The 22,183-nt window shown below is 54.0% G+C and carries 18 protein-coding genes; 5 read left to right on the forward strand and 13 right to left on the reverse strand.

All coding sequences use genetic code 11. From position 1 onward, the window contains the following. The 9 genes from nuoH to lrhA form a co-directional block, all read right to left on the reverse strand. Positions 1-978, reverse strand: a complete 978-nt coding sequence (gene nuoH / locus ABVN44_RS18740; protein WP_000118515.1) for an NADH-quinone oxidoreductase subunit NuoH — start codon at positions 976-978, stop codon at positions 1-3. Then, complete coding sequence (gene nuoG, locus ABVN44_RS18745; RefSeq protein WP_001728014.1) at positions 975-3,701, reverse strand: NADH-quinone oxidoreductase subunit NuoG; 2,727 nt, start codon at positions 3,699-3,701, stop codon at positions 975-977. The genes nuoH and nuoG overlap by 4 nt, the downstream gene beginning before the upstream one ends. Positions 3,702-3,731: 30 nt before the next feature. Further along, the gene (nuoF, locus tag ABVN44_RS18750) at positions 3,732-5,069 is read right to left on the reverse strand and encodes an NADH-quinone oxidoreductase subunit NuoF (RefSeq protein WP_000800048.1); all 1,338 of its coding nucleotides are present in this window, start codon (positions 5,067-5,069) and stop codon (positions 3,732-3,734) included. Continuing rightward, on the reverse strand, positions 5,066-5,566 hold the full coding sequence (gene nuoE / locus ABVN44_RS18755) for an NADH-quinone oxidoreductase subunit NuoE (RefSeq protein WP_000545038.1): 501 nt from the start codon (positions 5,564-5,566) through the stop codon (positions 5,066-5,068). Before nuoE ends, nuoF begins: the two co-directional genes overlap by 4 nt. Positions 5,567-5,568: 2 nt before the next feature. Next, entirely contained in the window at positions 5,569-7,371 is a 1,803-nt protein-coding gene (gene nuoC, locus ABVN44_RS18760; protein ID WP_000247855.1) for an NADH-quinone oxidoreductase subunit C/D, read from the reverse strand. An 86-nt stretch (positions 7,372-7,457) separates the two neighbouring features. Continuing rightward, entirely contained in the window at positions 7,458-8,120 is a 663-nt protein-coding gene (gene nuoB, locus ABVN44_RS18765; protein WP_000386728.1) for an NADH-quinone oxidoreductase subunit NuoB, read from the reverse strand. 15 nt (positions 8,121-8,135) lie between these two features. Next, positions 8,136-8,579 (reverse strand): NADH-quinone oxidoreductase subunit NuoA, encoded by a 444-nt coding sequence (nuoA, locus tag ABVN44_RS18770; RefSeq protein WP_000062993.1) that lies wholly within the window; start codon positions 8,577-8,579, stop codon positions 8,136-8,138. A gap of 394 nt (positions 8,580-8,973) precedes the next feature. After that, positions 8,974-9,126: a hypothetical protein gene (locus ABVN44_RS18775; protein WP_001121022.1), complete on the reverse strand. Its 153-nt coding sequence runs from the start codon at positions 9,124-9,126 to the stop codon at positions 8,974-8,976. A 79-nt stretch (positions 9,127-9,205) separates the two neighbouring features. Beyond that, positions 9,206-10,144, reverse strand: a complete 939-nt coding sequence (gene lrhA, locus ABVN44_RS18780; protein ID WP_000606288.1) for a transcriptional regulator LrhA — start codon at positions 10,142-10,144, stop codon at positions 9,206-9,208. A 931-nt stretch (positions 10,145-11,075) separates the two neighbouring features. Between lrhA and alaA the strand changes: the two genes are divergently transcribed. Then, positions 11,076-12,290: an alanine transaminase AlaA gene (gene alaA / locus ABVN44_RS18785; protein ID WP_000074540.1), complete on the forward strand. Its 1,215-nt coding sequence runs from the start codon at positions 11,076-11,078 to the stop codon at positions 12,288-12,290. A gap of 93 nt (positions 12,291-12,383) precedes the next feature. Continuing rightward, positions 12,384-12,983 carry a 5'-deoxynucleotidase gene (gene yfbR, locus ABVN44_RS18790; RefSeq protein WP_000813882.1) on the forward strand — a complete coding sequence of 200 codons (600 nt, stop codon included), beginning with the start codon at positions 12,384-12,386 and terminating at the stop codon, positions 12,981-12,983. A 90-nt stretch (positions 12,984-13,073) separates the two neighbouring features. Here yfbR and ABVN44_RS18795 read toward each other — a convergent pair whose 3' ends face one another. The 4 genes from ABVN44_RS18795 to yfbV form a co-directional block, all read right to left on the reverse strand. Further along, complete coding sequence (locus tag ABVN44_RS18795) at positions 13,074-14,900, reverse strand: SLC13 family permease (protein WP_001012857.1); 1,827 nt, start codon at positions 14,898-14,900, stop codon at positions 13,074-13,076. Positions 14,901-14,976: 76 nt separating this feature from the next. Further along, positions 14,977-15,654 carry a sugar phosphatase gene (locus ABVN44_RS18800; protein ID WP_001555201.1) on the reverse strand — a complete coding sequence of 226 codons (678 nt, stop codon included), beginning with the start codon at positions 15,652-15,654 and terminating at the stop codon, positions 14,977-14,979. Further along, positions 15,647-16,141: a YfbU family protein gene (locus ABVN44_RS18805; protein ID WP_000426135.1), complete on the reverse strand. Its 495-nt coding sequence runs from the start codon at positions 16,139-16,141 to the stop codon at positions 15,647-15,649. Before ABVN44_RS18805 ends, ABVN44_RS18800 begins: the two co-directional genes overlap by 8 nt. Positions 16,142-16,223: 82 nt before the next feature. Next, positions 16,224-16,679, reverse strand: a complete 456-nt coding sequence (gene yfbV, locus ABVN44_RS18810) for a terminus macrodomain insulation protein YfbV (RefSeq protein WP_000106617.1) — start codon at positions 16,677-16,679, stop codon at positions 16,224-16,226. A gap of 339 nt (positions 16,680-17,018) precedes the next feature. On the opposite strand from yfbV, the gene ackA reads away from it, so the two are divergent. The 3 genes from ackA (at position 17,019) to yfcC (ending at position 22,176) form a co-directional block, all read left to right on the forward strand. Then, entirely contained in the window at positions 17,019-18,221 is a 1,203-nt protein-coding gene (gene ackA, locus ABVN44_RS18815) for an acetate kinase (protein ID WP_000095692.1), read from the forward strand. Between the two features lie 76 nt (positions 18,222-18,297). Next, the gene (gene pta / locus ABVN44_RS18820) at positions 18,298-20,442 is read left to right on the forward strand and encodes a phosphate acetyltransferase (protein WP_000086692.1); all 2,145 of its coding nucleotides are present in this window, start codon (positions 18,298-18,300) and stop codon (positions 20,440-20,442) included. Positions 20,443-20,655: 213 nt separating this feature from the next. Further along, positions 20,656-22,176 carry a putative basic amino acid antiporter YfcC gene (yfcC, locus tag ABVN44_RS18825; protein WP_000117932.1) on the forward strand — a complete coding sequence of 507 codons (1,521 nt, stop codon included), beginning with the start codon at positions 20,656-20,658 and terminating at the stop codon, positions 22,174-22,176. Positions 22,177-22,183 lie beyond the last annotated feature (7 nt).

Consider the following 22,183-nt stretch of genomic DNA (forward strand, 5'->3'; position numbering starts at 1 on the left):
TTATTGCGCCTGCCACAGAATGACAGCCGCCGTTACCAGCAAGTTGATGAGCGTCAGCGGCAGGCAAACTTTCCAGCCGAAGGACATTACCTGGTCATAACGCGGACGCGGTAACGACGCACGAATCAAAATGAACATCATCATGAAGAACGCGGTTTTCAGCGCGAACCAGACGAATGGCGGTAAGAACGGGCCATGCCAGCCACCGAAGAACAGCGTTACCATCAACGCGGAAACGGTGACGATACCGATGTACTCCCCCACGAAGAACAGACCGAATTTCATACCGGAATATTCGATGTGGTAACCGTCCGCCAGTTCCTGCTCGGCTTCCGGCTGGTCAAACGGGTGACGGTGACAGACCGCTACGCCCGCGATGGCGAAAGTAACAAACCCAAAGAATTGCGGAATCACGTTCCACAGATGCGCCTGGTTATTGACGATATCGGTCATATTAAATGAACCGGCCTGCGCCACCACGCCCATCAGGGAAAGACCAAGAAACACTTCGTAGCTCACCGTCTGGGCAGACGCGCGCATCGCGCCCAGCAGCGAGTATTTGTTGTTGCTCGACCACCCGGCGAACAGTACCGCGTAAACCGCCAGACCGGCCATCATCAGGAAGAACAAAATCCCGATGTTTAAATCGGCCACCACCCAATTAGGGCTAACCGGCACAATGGCGAAGGAGAGCAGCAGCGAAGTAAACGCGATCATCGGCGCCAGGGTAAAGATGACGCGATCCGAGAATTTCGGGATCCAGTCTTCTTTAAAGAACATCTTGATCATATCCGCGACCAGCTGGAGCGAGCCGCCCCAGCCAACGCGGTTTGGTCCATAACGGTTCTGGAACAGACCCAGCAGACGACGTTCGCCAAAGCTCATGAAGGCCCCGCAGGTGACAACCACCAGCAGAATCACCACCGCTTTGAGAATGCTCAGCAGGATCTCAATCAGATCCGGTGTAATCCAACTCATTGTTGCGCCTCCCGCAGATCCTCAAGACGCGCGCCAGCCAGAACCGGCGCGATGCCAGGCATACCCATCGGCAGCCCTACCTGCCCTGCCGCTAACCCTTCAGAGATTTCAACCGGCAGCGTCACCGTATTGCCATCGTAGCTAAAGGAGACGCGCGTCCCGGCATTGACGCCCAACTTCGCGGCATCCGCCGGGTTAAGTTTGATATACGGCTGCGGCATACGGCTCTGGAAGACCGGAGAACGCTGAGACAATTCGTCGCTGCCAAACAGGTGGTAATACGGCGCAATACGCCACTGACCGTCCTGCGCCTGGAAGCTTGCCGGCACGGTAGTGAAATAATCCAGACCGCCCTCAGTCGCTTCAATCAAACGCACGCCCGGATCGCCGTGACGCAGTTTGCCGCCCACTTCATCCTGGAATTTGTTCCACGCCTGCGGGGAGTTCCAGCCCGGCGCCCAGGCGAACGGAATTTCAGATCGCGGGGCAGTCGGTTGGTTATTCCCTTCCATCGAGAAGGCGAACATGGTGTCTTTATCCTGCGGCTGACGTGGTTCATGCACGCTGATATTGGCGCGCATCGCCGTACGACCGCTGTAACGATGCGGTTCGCGCGCCAGCTTCTGCCCACGAATGCGGAAGGTCGCATCCGGCGCGGCGTCTTTAATGCCGGCAAATTGCGGCATGGCGGCAATGACCGCGTCGATCACGTGGTCAAGCTGAGTCCAGTCCACTTCGCGGTTTTCGACGGTGCTGTGCAGCGAATGCAGCCAGCGCCAGCTTTCCAACATAATCGTCTTGTTATCGTAGTAGGCCGGATCATAAACCTGGAAGAAGCGCTGCGCGCGGCCTTCGTTGTTGATGACCGTACCATCGCTTTCGGCGAAGCTTGCCGCGGAAAGCACCAGATGCGCGTTTTCCATAATCGCCGTGCGCTGATGGTCAACCACCATCACCAGCGGCGCTTTGGCGAGCGCGGCGTTCACGCGCGTAGCGCTTGCATGACGGTGGAGATCGTTTTCCAGCACCACCACCGCGTCCGCGTTGCCGGTTTCCAGCTCGCCCAACGCATCGTCAAGCGAACCGCCGCCCATCATTCCCAGCCCCATGCTGTTCACGGAGCGAGCAATCATAGTAATACCGACGTCGGCGCCACGGCCTTTCAGCGCTTTCGCCACGTTGGCGGCCGCCTGAATCACCTCACTGCTACCGGCGTTAGTGCCGGAGATAATCAGCGGTTTTTTCGCGCCGGCCAACGCCTGCACAATGACATCAATTTTGTTTTGTAAGTCGCTGTCGATACCGTCAACCGCAGGCGCTGTATTGTCCAGCGCATGAGCAATCGCAAAGCCCAGGCGCGCCTGATCTTCCACCGGCGCGCGATAGGTCCAGGCGGCGATATCATCCAGACGGGTGTCGTCCACGTTGGTCACGAACAGCGGATGTTTGGCACGCTGGCCGATGTTAAGAATGGCCGCAATCTGCCAGTCGGCCACTTTCTGCGCCGCCGCCATTTCACGCGCTTTACCTTTCACCGCCTGGCGTACCGCCAGCGCAACGCGCGCGCCGGTCTGGGTAACGTCTTCGCCCAGTACCAGTACCGCGTCATAAGATTCGATCTCCCGCAGCGCCGGGGTGTAAATGCCGCCTTCACGCAGCACTTTCAGCGCCAGTTGCAGACGTTCCTGCTCGCCGCGCGCGATACCGGTGTAGAAGTTTTCCGCACCAACCAGCTCACGCAGCGCAAAGTTGCTCTCAATGCTGGCGCGTGGCGAACCGATACCGATCACTTTCTTCGACTGGCGCAGAATATCCGCCGCGCCCTGCATCGCCTGCTCGGCGTTGAGAGTAATAAAGTCATCGCCGCGGCGCTGAACCGGCTGACGCGGACGGTCTTTCAGGTTCACATAGCCATAGCCGAAACGACCGCGGTCGCAGAGGAAGTAGTGGTTAACGGTACCGTTGTAACGGTTTTCGATACGGCGTAATTCGCCATAGCGCTCGCCCGGGCTGATGTTACAGCCGATGGAACACTGCTGGCAGATGCTCGGCGCAAACTGCATGTCCCATTTACGGTTGTAACGCTCGGAGTGCGTTTTATCGGTGAAGACGCCGGTCGGGCAAATCTCGACCAGGTTACCGGAGAATTCGCTTTCCAGCGTACCGTCTTCCGGACGCCCGAAGTAGACGTTGTCATGCGCGCCATAGACGCCCAGATCGGTGCCGTCGGCATAATCTTTGTAGTAACGCACACAACGGTAGCAGGCGATACAGCGGTTCATTTCGTGCGAGATGAACGGCCCCAGATCCTGGTTGCGGTGGGTACGTTTGGTGAAACGGTAGCGGCGGAAACTGTGACCCGTCATCACGGTCATATCCTGAAGATGGCAGTTACCGCCCTCTTCACAGACCGGACAGTCGTGCGGGTGGTTAGTCATCAGCCACTCCACCACGCTTTCACGGAACTGTTTCGCTTCTTCGTCGTCAATAGAGATAAAGGTACCGTCGGTGGCTGGCGTCATACAGGACATCACCAGGCGACCACGCGTATCTTCCGCGTTTTGGTATTGCTTCACCGCACACTGGCGGCAAGCACCGACGCTTCCCAGCGCCGGGTGCCAGCAAAAATACGGAATATCAAGGCCGAGGGACAGACATGCCTGTAGCAGGTTGTCCGCGCCGTTGACCTCGTATTCTTTGCCGTCTACATGAATCGTAGCCATTAGCATGCTTCCAAATTAAAAATCGTTAACTCACCAGCGCTCTTTGAGCAGGTTCGGCTGAATACCATTGATTAAATGGGTATTGCTGAACGGCTGCTTGATGCCAGCTTCGAATTCTTCGCGGAAATACTTAATTGCGCTTTGCAGTGGCTCAACCGCGCCCGGTGCATGCGCGCAGAAGGTTTTACCCGGTCCGAGGAAACGACACAGTTGCTCAAGTGTCTCGATATCCCCCGGCTGGCCTTCGCCACGCTCCAGCGCGCGCAGAATTTTCACGCTCCACGGCAACCCGTCGCGGCATGGCGTACACCAGCCGCAGGATTCGCGGGCAAAGAACTCTTCCAGGTTACGCACCAGCGACACCATGCCGATTTCGTGGTCTACCGCCATCGCCAGCGCGGTGCCCAGACGGCTGCCTGCTTTACCGATGCTTTCGAACTCCATCGGCAGGTCAAGATGCGCCTCGGTCAGGAAGTCGGTTCCCGCCCCGCCCGGCTGCCAGGCTTTGAATTTCAGGCCATCGCGCATACCGCCCGCGTAGTCTTCGAGGATCTCGCGCGCGGTGGTGCCGAACGGTAATTCCCACAGGCCCGGATTCTTCACGCGGCCTGAGAAGCCCATCAGCTTGGTACCCGCATCTTTGCTTTTCGAGATGTTCTGGTACCACTCCACGCCGTTGGCGAGGATTGCCGGGACGTTGCACAACGTTTCGACGTTATTCACACAGGTCGGTTTGCCCCATACGCCGGAGGTCGCCGGGAAGGGCGGCTTGGAGCGTGGGTTCGCGCGGCGGCCTTCGAGGGAGTTAATCAGCGCCGTTTCTTCACCACAGATGTAACGCCCTGCCCCGGTGTGGACAAACAGTTCAAAGTCGAACCCGGTGCCCATGATATTTTTGCCAAGCAGCCCGGCCTCGGTTGCTTCAGCAATCGCACGGCGCAGATGTACAGCCGCTTCGATATATTCGCCGCGCAGGAAGATGTAACCACGATACGCTTTCAGCGCGAACGCGGAGATCAGCATGCCTTCCACCAGCAGGTGCGGCAGCTGTTCCATCAGCAGACGGTCTTTATAGGTGCCCGGTTCCATTTCATCGGCGTTACACAGCAGGTAACGGATGTTCATGGATTCATCTTTCGGCATCAGGCTCCACTTGAGACCGGTGGAAAAGCCCGCGCCGCCGCGCCCTTTCAGACCGGCGTCTTTTACCTGGCTGACGATTTCATCCGGAGACAGGCCGGTCAGCGCCTTACGCGCGCCTTCGTAGCCGTTTTTGCTACGATATTCATCCAGCCAGACCGGCTGTTTGTCATCGCGCAGACGCCAGGTCAGCGGATGGGTTTCGGGAGTACGGATAACGTTTTTCATTTATACCGCTCCAGTAGTTCAGGAATGGCTTCCGGGGTCAGATGGCTGTGAGTATCCTCATCAATCATCATGTTCGGCCCTTTATCGCAATTCCCCAGGCAGCAGGTCGGCAGCAGCGTAAAGCGACCATCAAAGGTCGTCTGCCCCGGTTTGATGTTGAGATTTTTTTCCAGCGCGGCCTGAATCCCCTGATAGCCGGTGATATGGCACACCACGCTGTCGCAGTAGCGAATCACGTGGCGACCGACCGGCTGACGGAAGATCTGGCTGTAGAATGTGGCGACGCCTTCGACGTCGCTCGCCGGAATACCCAGCACATCGGCAATAGCGTAGATCGCGCCGTCCGGCACCCAGCCACGCTGCTTTTGAACGATTTTCAGCGCTTCAATGGACGCCGCACGCGGGTCTTCGTAGTGGTGCTTCTCGTGCTCTATCGCTTCACGCTCTGCCGCACTCAGCTCAAAAGCCTCGGTTTGTGGTTGTTGATTCTCGTGCATAATTAGCGGTCCACATCTGACATAACAAAATCGATACTACCCAGATAGACAATCAGGTCGGAGACCAGGCTACCGCGGATCGCCGAGGGAATCTGCTGCAGGTGCGCAAAGCTCGGCGTGCGCACGCGGGTACGGTAGCTCATGGTGCTGCCGTCGCTGGTCAGGTAGTAACTGTTAATCCCCTTCGTCGCTTCCACCATCTGGAAGGACTCCTGCGCCGGCATCACCGGGCCCCAGGAGACCTGCAGGAAGTGGGTGATCAGGGTTTCGATATGTTGCAGCGTGCGCTCTTTCGGCGGCGGCGTGGTCAGCGGGTGATCCGCTTTGAACGGGCCTTCCGGCATGTTATCGAGGCACTGCTGAAGAATGCGCAGACTCTGGCGCAGCTCTTCCACTTTCAGCATCACGCGGGTATAGCAGTCGGAAACGCCGCCGCCCACCGGCACTTCAAAGTCAAAGTTTTCGTAGCCAGAGTATGGACGCCATTTACGTACGTCGAAGTCGATCCCGGTCGCGCGCAGCCCTGCGCCGGTGGTGCCCCACTCCAGCGCCTCTTTCGCGCCGTAAGCGGCAACGCCCTGCGAACGCCCTTTCAGAATGGTGTTACGCAGCGCGGCTTTCTCGTAAGAATCCAGACGCTTCGGCATCCACTCAAGGAACTCTCGCAGCAGGCGATCCCAACCGCGCGGCAAGTCGTGCGCGACGCCGCCGATACGGAACCAGGCCGGGTGCATACGGAAACCGGTAATGGCTTCCACCAGGTCATAAATTTTCTGCCGGTCGGTAAAGGCAAAGAAGACCGGCGTCATCGCGCCGACGTCCTGAATAAAGGTCGAGATGTACAGCAGATGACTGTTAATGCGGAACAGTTCGGAGAGCATCACGCGGATGACGTTCACCCGATCCGGGACGGTGATCCCTGCCAACTTTTCTACCGCCAGCACGTACGGCATTTCATTGACGCAACCACCGAGGTATTCGATACGGTCGGTATAGGGAATGTAGCTATGCCAGGACTGGCGCTCGCCCATTTTTTCGGCGCCGCGGTGGTGATAGCCGATATCCGGCACGCAGTCGACGATTTCTTCACCGTCAAGTTGCAGGATAATACGAAACGCACCGTGCGCAGACGGGTGGTTCGGGCCGAGGTTGAGGAACATAAAGTCCTCGTTGTCAGTCCCGCGCTTCATCCCCCAGTCTTCCGGCTTAAAGGTCAGCGCTTCCATCTCCAGATCCTGCTTGGCTTTGGTCAGCTCAAACGGGTCGAATTCGGTCGCGCGCGCCGGATAATCTTTACGCAGCGGATGGCCTTCCCAGGTTTGCGGCATCATGATGCGCGTCAGGTGCGGGTGGCCTTCGATATCAATACCAAACATCTCCCAGGTCTCACGCTCGTACCAGTTGGCGTTAGGGAAAAGTTTAGTGAAGGTCGGCACGCGCAGGTCGTTTTCAGACAACGCCACCTTGAGCATGATATCGCGATTACGCTCAATGGAAATCAGGTGGTAGAAAACGGAAAAATCCGCGGCGGGTAACCCGTCACGGTGCGTACGCAGGCGTTCATCCATGCCGTGTAAGTCAAACAGCATGACGTAAGGTTTCGGCAGTTTCTTTAAGAAATCGCCAACCTCCAGTAGTTGTTCACGCTTGACCCAAACAACGGGGATACCGGTGCGGGTCGCCTGAACGGTAAAGGCATCCGGCCCAAAACGGTTGCGCAGTTCGCCGATAACCGGATCATCAAGATGATCGCGGGTACTCCATGCAGCGTCTTGCGCGGTTAAGTCGGTCATATTGTTCACCATTGCAAATGGTCCGTGGTGGTCGGCAGTGCTTCGCGCTATTAAAATAGTGGTTAGCGAAGTGAAGTGCTGCTGCCGACAGGCGCAAATTAAATCTCGTCCGGGGTACGCAGGTTCGTGACGGCAATACGCTCGCCGCGTTTACGTTCGCGTTCTGGCTGCATATTGGCGCGATACACGCCCTGATCGCCCACCACCCATGAGAGCGGACGGCGCTCTTTGCCAATCGATTCTTGCAGCAGCATCAACGCCTGCATATACGCTTCCGGACGCGGCGGACAGCCAGGGATATACACATCCACCGGGATGAACTTATCAACGCCCTGCACTACCGAATAAATATCGTACATGCCGCCGGAGTTGGCGCAGGCGCCCATAGAAATGACCCATTTTGGCTCCAGCATTTGGTCATACAGACGCTGAATAACCGGGGCCATTTTGGTAAAGCAGGTACCGGCCACCACCATCAGGTCAGCCTGACGTGGCGACGCACGCAGCACTTCCGCGCCGAAACGGGCAACGTCATGCACTGCGGTAAAAGAGGTCACCATCTCTACATAGCAGCAAGAAAGGCCGAAGTTGTAGGGCCAAATTGAGTTTTTACGGCCCCAGTTAACCATGTCATGCAGTTTGCCCATGAACACGTTTTTGTTAACTTCCTGCTCCAGGGGGTCGGTTACGATCTCCTGTTTTTGCAGGGGGTAACGGTCATTCTCACCGTTAGGATCTATGCGGGTGAGCGTATAATCCATCTTAATGCCTCGCGGTTAGCGTTGACGATTAGCGATACTGTTCGTTTCCGGGTTCATACGCTCGCGGCGTGAACGCGCGGGCGTCCAGTCCAACGCGCCAATACGCGCCAGATAAACCAGACCAGCCAGTAACACAAAAATAAAAATTGCAGCTTCCACAAAGCCAACCCAGCCGCTTTCGCGGATAGAAGTTGACCATGCGAACAGATACAGCGCTTCAACGTCGAAGATAACGAAGAACATGGCTACCAGGTAAAACTTGGCAGACAGGCGTAAGCGGGCGGTGCCGACCGAGTCGATACCTGATTCAAACGGAACGTTCTTGTGCCTCGCGCGTGCGCGACCGCCCAAAAACCAACCGCCTACCAGCATCAGGCAGCACAGGCCAATGGCAACGATAAGAAAGATAGCGAATGCCCAGTGATGAGCGATGACTTCAGTGGATGTTGACATACTCATTGCTTACTCATCAAAAGTAGCGCCAGTTTCTCTGCTCTTTACGGCAGATGGGCGCCACATCGATTCATGGGGAGGAATAAAAAAAACCCTACAATTACTGTAGAAAATGATAAAAACAGCTAATTGATGTGGTTTTTTACTCCTTTCTATAACCTTTTGTCAACTTTAACAAAAGTTCCTTCACATTAATTTACATCAATTCATCACCATTAACATTAAGTGCCATCCTGGAGAAAATGACTCTTCGGCCAGGGGGGATTTTATGTTGTTGAATCGTGTCCGTTGTGAAGCAAAAGAAATAACACACACCTATTTTGACAGGAATTTGTGAAGATGCCTCCCCCTAAATGGGAGTATTTTCTTGATCTGTGACACGCTTTTGTTAATTCACCCCCTAAAACAGCAACAATTTCTCTAGTTTTTTAACATGCAAATTCATAAAATGGATGTTCTGGTTATTTTTTACCCACATTGAACTGCGAATCGCTACTGGCTGATTTACCGCAACTTTTACAATTTGTGCGGTTAAGCGCGTACAGATGGGCACAAAAAAAGAGCCACTGAGCGTTTTTTCATCGCCAGCGGCTCTTTTTTACATTTACGACTTAGCGCCTTTTGCCTGCGAGCTACTCAAAACCCCCTTCCACCATCAGCGGATCATCTCCGCCCTCTGCAGAAAACTGGTTGTAATGCCATGGGTTTTGATAGCTTTCCATCGCATGGAAAATCACCATCGCCAGCTCGTTCTGGCTATTGGGATCGCGGCACAACAGATATTCCGTATCCGGCAAAGGCGGTAATCCGTCTGCGGCGCCCAGCACGCGAAGGTCGGGACTCATCATTTCGACAGGTCGAGCCGTTACGCCAAGACCGGCTTTAACGGCCGCGCGTACCGCCGGTAATGTAGACGCCACATAGGCCAGCCGCCAGGGAATACCCGCTGCATTTAGCGTCTCCAGCACCATATCGCGGAATGGGCTGGGATCGTCCAGCAGGACTAATGGTACGGGCTCTCCCCTTTGCAAAACATACTCAGCCGCACAATACCAATGGGTGGGCGAGGTCCGCAAATTCAGACAGTCCAGCGAATGAGGTTGGTTAGTCGTCACCACCAAATCTACTTCCTGCGATTTAACCATGTCCACCATATAGGCGTTGCGTTTTACCCGTACATCAAGCGCGAGTTTTGGATAAACCGAGCTGATTCGGCTAAGCAAAAAAGGCAGGATAGTATCAGCTGATTCATCAGAAGCGCCGATTGTTAACACTCCCTGAAGATTACTGAACATTAATGATGAACACGCCTCATCATTAAAACGCAGGATTTTTCTGGCGTACCCCAGAAGCTGGATACCGTGTTCGGTCAAAAGTTTGTTACGGCCATGGCGGGCGAACAATTCCTTTCCCACGAGTTGCTCAAGACGCTGCATTTGCTGACTGACCGCAGACTGAGTACGACATACCGCCGCCGCCGCCGCGGCGAAGGTGTTCAGATCGGCAACGGCCACGAACGTTCTCAGCAGATCGAGATCGAGGTTAATTATCGGACGATTTGCATTTATCATAATTTTTCACTTACTGGCGGGTCATATCGGGCTGACCTGGTTAATGCTGTGCATTCAGAAACAAGCAATTCCATTTGTAATGTGCATCCTTCGCAGTACCGCCTGGTTACCCAGGTAAATGTTAGAATGTAATTGAAAATACGACCAAAACACTTCTCTTACTTACTGATATAATACCAAATGCAACTGATCGGGATATATCAAAGAGAATGTGTCATACCTTTAGGCGTCTACAGATTTCTGCTAATGATGGACGTGTAAATCTTGTAACAGCGTCAAATAGTTTCCCAAGACGCACAGATACAAAAACAATATATTGAACAATAGGTTATGTATAAAATCGCGTCATGATAATTAGCAGACAACGCAGACTACGCCCCCGTTTCGGATCATTATCTTAACCTAAAACCGCTATATTTATAAGTATTATTACGAATAATCTTAACCTGGGATATGTTATACTAATCGGACCAGAAAGATATTATTACGACTTTAGTAAATGCTTTTTAAATATTAAATAATAATTAATTAAGATTTCTACCATTCATTAATTATACTTAACAATAGTTTCACACCCCCCGCCGCCGGAAAGGTCTAACCTTCTCATTTTACCTTTAATACTCAGTATTTCCGAAATAGCCAGCGCGACACTAATGATGAATGCTTATCTCTCATAAAACAGATAATTTCTGACAACATAAAAAACCACATTACGCGCAATCACATAGAACAAAACACTATACATAGAGACAAAAATAGAAAATGCATCTAACTAAGTGATTTTATGAAGTTTTAAACAGTACGAAAGCGCGTTAAAAATAAACAAAATCTTCTTCTGTTCACTCTTCAAAACTCACCGTCGTGGGAGTACATTGTTTCGTGCTGACTTCCACGGCAGGGAGTGGCAATAACAGCTAAAAGGTCAAGATTCATGTCCCCCATTGAAAAATCCAGCAAACTCGAAAATGTCTGTTATGACATTCGTGGCCCCGTTCTGAAAGAAGCGAAACGCCTTGAGGAAGAAGGTAATAAAGTTCTTAAACTGAATATCGGCAACCCCGCCCCCTTCGGATTCGAAGCGCCGGACGAAATTCTGGTCGATGTCATTCGTAATTTGCCGACGGCGCAAGGATATTGCGACTCGAAAGGGCTTTATTCCGCCCGTAAAGCGATTATGCAGCATTATCAGGCCCGTGGAATGCGCGATGTAACCGTGGAAGATATCTATATCGGTAACGGCGTTTCCGAGCTGATCGTTCAGGCGATGCAGGCGTTGCTTAACAGTGGCGATGAAATGCTGGTTCCCGCGCCCGATTATCCGTTATGGACAGCGGCGGTATCGCTCTCCAGCGGCAAGGCGGTACATTATCTTTGCGATGAATCTTCCGACTGGTTCCCGGACCTTGACGATATCCGCGCCAAAATCACCCCACGTACGCGTGGTATTGTCATTATTAATCCAAACAACCCTACTGGCGCCGTCTATTCTAAAGAATTGTTGATGGAAATTGTCAACATTGCGCGCGAGCATAATCTCATCATCTTCGCCGATGAAATTTATGACAAGATTCTCTATGACGATGCCGAGCATCACTCTATCGCCGCACTGGCGCCTGATCTGCTGACCATCACCTTTAATGGGTTGTCTAAAACCTATCGCGTCGCCGGCTTCCGCCAGGGCTGGATGGTGCTGAACGGGCCGAAAAAACATGCGAAGGGCTATATTGAAGGGCTGGAGATGTTAGCCTCAATGCGCCTGTGCGCCAACGTCCCGGCGCAACATGCTATTCAGACCGCGCTCGGCGGCTATCAAAGCATTAGTGAATTTATTCTGCCGGGCGGTCGACTGTATGAACAGCGTAACCGCGCCTGGGAGTTGATTAACGATATTCCCGGCGTTTCCTGCGTAAAACCGCGCGGCGCGTTGTACATGTTCCCCAGGATCGACGCTAAACGTTTTAATATTCACGACGACCAGAAGATGGTGCTGGACTTCCTGCTACAGGAAAAGGTGCTGCTGGTGCAAGGTACCGCCTTTAACTGGCCGTGGCCGGATCACTTCCGCATTGTGACGCTACCGCGTGAAGATGACCTGGAGATGGCCATCAACCGTTTTGGGCGTTTCCTCTCAGGTTACCATCAATAATCTTAAATTCAGGCTACTTCGGTAGCCTGAATTGCATCTTCATCCCCCTCCCCGCACAATGAAGTCTGCCGCAGTGAAAACAAAAGGTAATCTATGAAGCAGAGCCATTTTTTCGCCCATCTCTCCCGCATGAAGTTGATTAACCGCTGGCCGCTGATGCGTAACGTGCGTACGGAAAACGTCTCCGAACATAGTCTGCAGGTGGCGATGGTCGCCCATGCGTTGGCGGCGATAAAAAACCGTAAATTTGGCGGTCAGCTCAATGCTGAACGCATCGCGCTTCTGGCGATGTATCATGATGCCTCGGAAGTACTGACCGGCGATCTGCCGACGCCGGTAAAATATTTTAATTCCCAGATAGCCCAGGAATATAAAGCGATCGAAAAAATCGCCCAGCAAAAGCTGGTTGATATGGCGCCGGATGAATTACGCGATATTTTCGCACCGCTTATTGATGAGAATGCCTGGAGCGAAGAAGAACAGGCAATCGTAAAACAGGCCGATGCGCTTTGCGCCTACCTGAAATGCCTGGAGGAGCTATCGGCGGGAAACAATGAGTTTGGACTGGCAAAAACGCGGCTGGAAAAAACGCTGGAATTACGTCGCAGCCAGGAGATGGACTATTTTATGGCGGTGTTCGTACCAAGTTTCCATCTTTCTCTTGACGAGATAAGCCAGGATTCACCGCTTTAGTTGCCGGATGGCGGCTAACGCCTTATCCGGCCTACCGTTCTTCCCGTAGGCCTGATAAGCGTAGCGCCATCAGGCCTTTTCCAGCCTGGGTTAAAACGGAAACAACATCGGAATCATCACAATACAAACCGCCATCACAATAAGCGTGAACGGCACGCCAAGCTTCACAAAATCGCTAAAGCTATAGTTTCCCGGCCCCAGAACCAGAGTATTGACCGGCGATGAAACCGGCGTCATAAAGGCGGCGGATGCCGCCATCGCCACCGCCATCGCAAACGGATAGGGCGACACCCCCATCGATTTCGCCGCCGCCAGCGCAATCGGCGCCATCAGCACCGCCGTTGCCGTGTTAGAAATGAACAGTCCTATGACGGCACACAGCACGAACAGGCATCCCAGCATCATATATGGCCCATAGCCGCCGCCGATATTCATTAACCCTTGCACGACCAGAGAGACGCCGCCGGTTTTTTGCAACGCCTGCGCAAACGGCATCATACCCACAATCAAGATAATACTCGGCCAGTGGATCGCTTTATACGCGCTTTCAGCATCAATACAGCGAAATTTTCCCATCAGCAGGCAGGCGATAATCGCCGCGATCGGGTTGGGAATTTCATCGGTCAACATCAGCGCCACCATCAGTACCAGGCAGAAAATGGCGTGCGGCGCCTGGCTGTGCGCAGGAGAGGCTTCGCTGACCTCGACCGGCATATTCAGCACCACAAAGTCGCGGCCTTTTTGCCCCAGCAGGCTGATTAACTTCCAGTTCCCCACGACCAGAATGATATCGCCCATCAATAACGGCTCATCGGCCAGCGACCCTTCCAGCGCGACGCCGTCGCGTTTCAGGCCGACCACATTCAGCCCGTAACGTGTACGGAAAGCGATTTCACGCACCGACTTGCCAATCAGTTCAGACTCCGGAATAAGCGAAATTTCCGCCATCCCGACATCCAACGCCTGATCGGAAAAATATTCTCCACGCAATACCATCGGTTCCAGCAGTTGCTCGGCGCAGAACTCTCTGAGGTCGACCTCCGCCGCCGACATATCAATCAGCAGAACGTCGCGAGCGCGAAACTCCGATACGCCGTTCACATTGACGATAACCCGCCGAAAGCGCCGCCAGCGTTCAACGCCGATGACATTGGCGCCGTAACGTTCGCGCAGTTTAAGGTCGTCCAGCCGCTGTCCCACCATTGGCGAACCGGGGCGAATCGCCAGACGACGAGCGCGCCCCGTCAGACGGTACTCGCGGATAAGATCGCGGAAAGTGCGCCGCTTACCGGCCTGTTGTCCGGGCGCATCGCCTTTTAGCATGAAGCGCATCACCAGCATATAAACAATGCCGAGCGCCAACACCACTATCCCCAGCGGCGTCACGCTAAAAAAGTTGAACCCGTGCAGGCCTTCACGCAGCAGTTCACTGTTAACCACCAGGTTCGGCGGCGTCGCCACCAGCGTCATCATTCCGCTGATAAGCCCGGCAAAACTCAGCGGCATCATCAGGCGCGAAGGCGAGGTCTGCATATGCATAGAAACGCTAAGAACAACGGGGATAAAGATCGCCACCACGCCGGTTGAACTCATGAAAGCGCCAAGTCCGGCGACGGTGATCATCAGTAAAACCAGCATTTTGATTTCACTGCTGCCCGCCATTTTAACCAGCCAGGTACCGACCACCGTCGCAACGCCGGTGCGCACGAGGCCGTCGCCAATAATAAATAAGGCGGCGATAAGAATGACATTCGGATCGCTAAAGCCGGAGAAGGCTTCCGGAAGGGTCAAGGTACCGCTAAGGACAAAAGCAACAATGACGAATAAAGCCACCGCATCCATACGTACTTTGCCCGTCGCAAACAACACGACGGCAATCGCCAGTAAAGAGAGAACCCAAATCAATTCACCGTTCACAACATATCCTTGTCAGATGAGAAGATAACGCGATTCTGCCATAAATATGCCCCGCCAAAGCGGGGCGATATCATGATCAGGTCTTTCTTAACACTACCACATCGCCGTTTGGTTGTTTAGCGACCGATAATTGCGTCAGGCTATCCAACGCAAAATCAACATCCGCCAGACGCGGCGTGTCGGCCGGCGCATTGACCGCAATGACGTGGCAACCCGCAGCCAGCCCGGACAGCACGCCAGCCGGGGCATCTTCTACTACGACGCACTCCTGAGGGGCCAGGCCAAGCAGTTGTGCGCCCAGCAAATACGCATCCGGCTCCGGTTTGCCGCGTTTGACTCGTTCGGCGGTGACAAACACCTCTGGCGCTGGAAGGCCCGCGACCTGATGGCGCGCACGCGCGACCGGCATTGAACCGGAGGTGACGATAGCCCACGGAATGCCCGCTTTATTCAGGTGATTGAGTAAATCGACTGCCCCCGGCAACGCGGTGATCCCTGCGGTTTCAGTGGCTTCTATTTGCTCCAGGCGCGTAAACTCAGCGGCAATTTCCGCCTCCGATTTACCCGCCATAAAATGCCGCAACGAGGTGATCGCCTGTTTGCCATGAATAAAGCCCAGCACCTCATCATGAGCAAGGTTAAAACGATCGGCCCAGCTACACCACGCGCGTTCGACAGCAGGTAATGAGTCAACCAACGTTCCATCCAGATCAAACAGAAAACCTTTACACTGCACGCGAGCCTCCTCAGGCATTAATGATTTGATTGATTTCATTCGCGCTCAGGTGGTACTGACGCGGGCAGGCATGCCAGACATTCAACATCCGCTGGTATTTTTCCCACATCGGCGTCTGGGCATTAAAGCCGTGTGTCCCGGCGTCAAAGTGAGTGTAGCGTCCTTCTATATTCACCATAAAACGGACATAGCCGAGGTAGCGCGCTTCCGTCGCGGCGTCAAACCCCAGGAAGGTGACGCGACGTTCGTCGATGGCTTGCGTATCTTTGAGGTTGGTCCAGGAGACGTGCAGCGCATGGTACATCTCCATAATATCGATGATGGTACGGCAGGTCTCTTCCGTCAGCTCGCCAAACTCGCGATCCAGCTCGCGCATCTGCAGGCCGTAGCCGCGTTCAATAATTGTTTGTAAGCGACGGTAACGCTCGGCGTTGGTGGGATCGAGCATCGTCATCATTTTGTACTGGTTAGACAAAATCAGACGTTGCGCGTTGGTCATTTCCATTTTGAACTCCTGTATCACGCTATGGCGATGAAAAAAAGAAGGCATTGGTATGCCTTCTTTTATATGCGTAATCCGGGGTCAATTACAAATCATCCAGGAAAGTTTTATCCAGTTGTTTGAAGGCGCGCTTAAGCGTGTCAGCTAATGCCTGGTAATCCGGCTTTCCTTCTACCGGCGCCAGCGCTTGTCCAGCCTCCTGCAATTTACCGCGAACTTCGTAAAACCAGTTGAGGATTGAAGGCGGCAATGGCGTCACGGAACGTTTCCCTAACCACCATAATCCCTGCATGGGCAAGCTCAGGGCGAACAGGGCGGTCGCCACGGCCGGACCTAACTGACCGCCCAGCGCTATCTGCCAGCATAATGTAAAGACGGCGACAGGCGGCATAAATCGTATGGCATAGCGCGTCATACGAATGACGCGGTTTTCGACGAAAACGGGCGCCAGCCGTTTTTCCATCGGCCACGTCTTCGCGTAGTGCTGCCCCCGGCGAAATAAGCTAAAAAAATTTACGGAGCGATTATCCGGTGTCGACATGGCCTACCTCAACTTCACATATAAAATTTAAAAAATTTGTGCAAAACAACAACTGCGAGGGACAACGTTCAAAACATTTTGTCTTCGATACCCACTATCAGGTATCCTGTGTCGGCCTGTCAAAGGCCGGTAGTTTAAAATCATTGAGTCGTCAATATTACACATAGTATGCCATTGGCTGAAAAATACGCAAAATGGCATAGACTCAAAGGTATTTCTTCCATCATGCCCAAAAAAACTCCTGCGCATGATGTTAATCATAAATGTCAGGGCTATCATGCGCTACGCTCTATGGCTCACTGACGTTTTTTTAGCCACGTATCATAAATAGGTACTTCCATGTCGAGTAAGTTAGTACTGGTTCTGAACTGCGGTAGTTCTTCACTGAAATTTGCAATTATTGATGCAGTTAATGGTGATGAATACCTTTCTGGTTTAGCCGAATGTTTCCATCTGCCAGAAGCACGCATCAAATGGAAAATGGACGGCAGTAAACAAGAAGCGGCTTTAGGTGCAGGCGCCGCTCACAGTGAAGCGCTGAACTTTATCGTTAACACTATTCTGGCACAAAAACCAGAACTGTCTGCGCAGTTAACTGCAATTGGTCACCGTATCGTACACGGCGGCGAGAAGTATACCAGCTCCGTAGTCATTGATGAGTCCGTCATTCAGGGCATCAAAGATTCCGCCTCTTTCGCACCGCTGCATAACCCGGCTCACCTGATTGGTATCGCCGAAGCGCTGAAATCTTTCCCGCAGCTGAAAGATAAAAACGTTGCAGTATTCGACACCGCCTTCCATCAGACCATGCCGGAAGAATCTTACCTGTATGCCCTGCCGTACAGCCTGTATAAAGAACACGGCGTTCGTCGCTATGGCGCACACGGCACCAGCCACTTCTATGTAACTCAGGAAGCGGCAAAAATGCTGAACAAGCCGGTAGAAGAACTGAACATTATCACCTGCCACCTGGGCAACGGCGGTTCTGTTTCCGCTATCCGTAACGGTAAATGCGTGGATACCTCTATGGGTCTGACCCCGCTGGAAGGCCTGGTCATGGGTACCCGTTCCGGCGATATCGACCCTGCGATTATCTTCCACCTGCACGACACTCTGGGCATGAGCGTGGATCAGATCAACAAAATGCTGACCAAAGAGTCCGGTCTGCTGGGTCTGACTGAAGTGACCAGCGACTGCCGTTATGTTGAAGACAACTACACCACCAAAGAAGACGCTAAACGTGCGATGGACGTTTACTGCCACCGCCTGGCGAAATACATCGGTTCTTACACCGCTCTGATGGACGGTCGTCTGGATGCAGTCGTGTTCACCGGCGGTATCGGTGAAAACGCCGCGATGGTTCGCGAACTGTCTCTGGGCAAACTGGGCGTACTGGGCTTTGAAGTCGACCACGAACGTAACCTGGCGGCCCGCTTCGGCAAATCTGGTTTCATCAACAAAGAAGGTACCCGTCCGGCGGTGGTGATCCCAACCAACGAAGAACTGGTTATCGCGCAGGACGCGAGCCGTCTGACTGCCTGATTTCACACCGCCAGCCTCGCTGGCGGTGCTGTTTTGTAACCCGTCCCCAAAAGACGGTAACGAAAGAGGATAAACCGTGTCCCGTATTATTATGCTGATCCCTACCGGAACCAGCGTCGGCCTGACCAGCGTCAGCCTCGGCGTCATCCGTGCTATGGAACGCAAAGGCGTTCGTCTGAGCGTCTTTAAGCCTATCGCCCAGCCTCGCGCTGGCGGCGATGCGCCTGACCAGACCACCACTATCGTTCGCGCGAACTCTACCCTGCCGGCGGCTGAACCGCTGAAGATGAGCCACGTTGAATCTCTGCTCTCCAGCAACCAGAAAGACGTGCTGATGGAAGAGATCATCGCGAACTACCATGCGAATACCAAAGACGCGGAAGTGGTGCTGGTTGAAGGTCTGGTTCCGACCCGTAAACATCAGTTCGCTCAGTCTCTGAACTATGAAATCGCGAAAACGCTGAATGCGGAAATCGTTTTTGTCATGTCTCAGGGTACCGACACGCCAGAACAGCTGAACGAACGTATCGAACTGACGCGCAGCAGCTTCGGCGGCGCGAAAAACACCAACATCACCGGCGTTATCATCAACAAACTGAATGCGCCGGTTGATGAACAAGGCCGTACTCGCCCGGATCTGTCGGAGATCTTTGACGACTCTTCCAAAGCGCAGGTGATCAAAATCGATCCTGCTAAACTGCAGGAATCCAGCCCGCTGCCGGTTCTGGGCGCGGTGCCGTGGAGCTTCGATCTGATTGCGACCCGCGCTATCGATATGGCGCGTCACCTGAACGCCACCATCATTAACGAAGGCGATATCAAAACCCGCCGCGTTAAATCCGTTACGTTCTGCGCGCGTAGTATTCCGCATATGCTGGAACATTTCCGCGCAGGCTCGTTGTTAGTGACCTCCGCTGACCGTCCGGACGTACTGGTCGCAGCTTGCCTGGCCGCGATGAACGGCGTAGAAATCGGCGCCCTGCTGCTGACCGGCGGCTATGAAATGGACGCGCGCATTTCTAAACTGTGCGAACGCGCATTCGCTACCGGTCTGCCGGTCTTTATGGTGAACACCAACACCTGGCAGACTTCGCTGAGCCTGCAAAGCTTCAATCTGGAAGTCCCGGTTGATGACCATGAGCGCATCGAGAAAGTTCAGGAATACGTCGCGAACTACGTTAACGCTGAGTGGATCGAGTCGCTGACCGCCACTTCCGAGCGTAGCCGTCGTCTCTCTCCGCCGGCGTTCCGCTACCAACTGACCGAGCTGGCGCGTAAAGCCGGTAAACGCGTAGTGCTGCCGGAAGGCGACGAACCGCGTACCGTCAAAGCGGCGGCAATCTGCGCTGAACGCGGCATCGCCACTTGCGTTCTGCTGGGCAACCCGGATGAAATCAACCGCGTCGCGGCATCTCAGGGCGTTGAGCTTGGCGCAGGTATTGAAATCGTCGATCCGGAAGTGGTGCGTGAAAGCTATGTCGCTCGCCTGGTTGAGCTGCGTAAGAGCAAAGGCATGACCGAACCGGTTGCCCGCGAGCAGCTGGAAGACAACGTGGTGCTCGGCACGCTGATGCTGGAGCAAGACGAAGTCGACGGCCTGGTTTCCGGCGCGGTTCATACCACCGCCAACACCATCCGTCCGCCGCTGCAGCTTATTAAAACGGCGCCGGGTAGCTCCCTGGTCTCTTCTGTGTTCTTTATGCTACTGCCGGAGCAGGTTTACGTTTACGGCGACTGCGCAATCAACCCAGACCCGACTGCAGAGCAGCTGGCAGAAATCGCGATTCAGTCTGCGGATTCCGCCATTGCCTTCGGCATCGAACCACGTGTGGCAATGCTCTCCTACTCCACCGGCACCTCTGGCGCGGGCAGCGACGTAGAGAAAGTACGTGAAGCGACGCGTCTGGCGCAGGAAAAACGTCCTGACCTGATGATCGACGGTCCGTTGCAGTACGACGCCGCGGTCATGGCTGACGTAGCGAAATCCAAAGCGCCGAACTCGCCGGTTGCGGGTCGCGCTACCGTGTTCATTTTCCCGGATCTGAACACCGGTAACACCACCTACAAAGCGGTACAGCGTTCTGCCGACCTGATCTCCATCGGGCCGATGCTGCAGGGTATGCGCAAGCCGGTGAACGACCTGTCCCGTGGCGCGCTGGTTGACGATATCGTCTATACCATCGCCCTGACGGCGATCCAGGCTTCCCAACAGCAGCAGTAACAGTAAAAGCTAATGCCGGATCGGCGTGAACGCCTTGTCCGGCCTACAGGTGAGATACCGTTGTAGGCCGGACAAGGCGTTAGCATCGCCATCCGGCATTCTGCTATTTACCCTGCAAAGCGGAATTTTTTGCTTAACTGCGCTGCATCAATGAATAACTATTCCCTTCTTCTCATACTTAGCCTCTTTGCTTTGCAACAGGGATAGTCTGTCATGTCTGTCGTTACAGAATCAAAAACAGCCAGAAAATGGGCAATGCCCGATACGCTGGTCATCATCTTTTTTGTCGCCATTTTAACCAGTATCGCCACCTGGGTCGTACCCGTTGGGATGTTTGATAGCCAGGAAGTGCAGTATCAGGTCGATGGTCAGACAAAAACCCGCAAAGTCGTCGACCCGCACTCTTTTCGCATTGTGACCAATGAGGCCGGGGAAGCGCAGTATCATCGCGTACAATTTTTCACTACCGGCGATGAAAGACCAGGGCTGATGAATTTTCCGTTTGAAGGGTTAACATCCGGATCGAAATTTGGCACTGCCGTCGGCATCATTATGTTTATGTTGGTGATTGGCGGCGCATTCGGCATCGTGATGCGTACCGGCACCGTGGATAACGGCATTCTGGCGCTTATTCGCCACACGCGGGGCAACGAAGTCCTGTTTATTCCGGTGCTATTTGTCCTCTTTTCGTTAGGGGGCGCCGTATTTGGCATGGGCGAAGAGGCGGTCGCCTTTGCAATTATCATAGCCCCGCTGATGGTCAGGCTGGGCTATGACAGCATTACCACCGTCCTGGTGACCTATATCGCCACCCAAATTGGCTTTGCCAGTTCGTGGATGAACCCTTTCTGCGTAGTCGTCGCCCAGGGGATTGCCGGCGTGCCGGTACTTTCCGGCTCCGGGCTGCGTATTGTGGTCTGGATTGTCGCCACGCTGATTGGGCTGGTTTTTACGCTGGTCTACGCCTCACGCGTGAAAAAGAATCCGCTGCTGTCCCGCGTCCACGAATCCGATCGCTATTTCCGCGAACAGCAGGATGAAGTCGTCCAGCGCCCTTTCACCTTTGGTGACTGGCTGGTACTGCTGGTCCTGACCGGCGTAATGATTTGGGTCGTCTGGGGCGTGATTGTCCACGCCTGGTTTATTCCGGAGATCGCCAGCCAGTTTTTCACCATGGGCGTGGTGATCGGCCTCATCGGCGTTATCTTCCGCCTCAACGGTATGACGGTCAACGTGATGGCGTCCTCATTCACCGAAGGGGCGAGGATGATGATCGCGCCCGCCTTGCTGGTGGGTTTTGCCAAAGGAATTCTGCTGCTGGTCGGCAACGGCGAAGCTGGGGAACCCAGCGTGCTCAATACGTTGCTTAACAGTATCGCGCATGGCATCAGCGGGCTTAATAATGCTATCGCCGCCTGGTTTATGCTGCTCTTCCAGGCGGTATTTAATTTCTTTGTCACGTCCGGTTCGGGCCAGGCGGCGTTAACCATGCCATTACTGGCGCCGCTCGGCGATCTGGTCGGCGTTAACCGTCAGGTGACTGTTCTGGCCTTCCAGTTTGGCGATGGCTTCAGCCATATTATCTATCCGACATCGGCCTCGCTGATGGCCACGCTGGGCGTGTGCCGGGTCGATTTTCGCAACTGGCTGAAAGTGGGGGCGTCACTGCTGGGACTACTGTTTATTATGTCCAGCGTGGTCGTCATTGGCGCGCAGATGATGGGATATCATTGATCCAAAA

Origin of the sequence: Salmonella sp. SJTUF15570 (assembly GCF_043357055.1) — a bacterium.
Classification (GTDB): domain Bacteria; phylum Pseudomonadota; class Gammaproteobacteria; order Enterobacterales; family Enterobacteriaceae; genus Salmonella; species Salmonella enterica.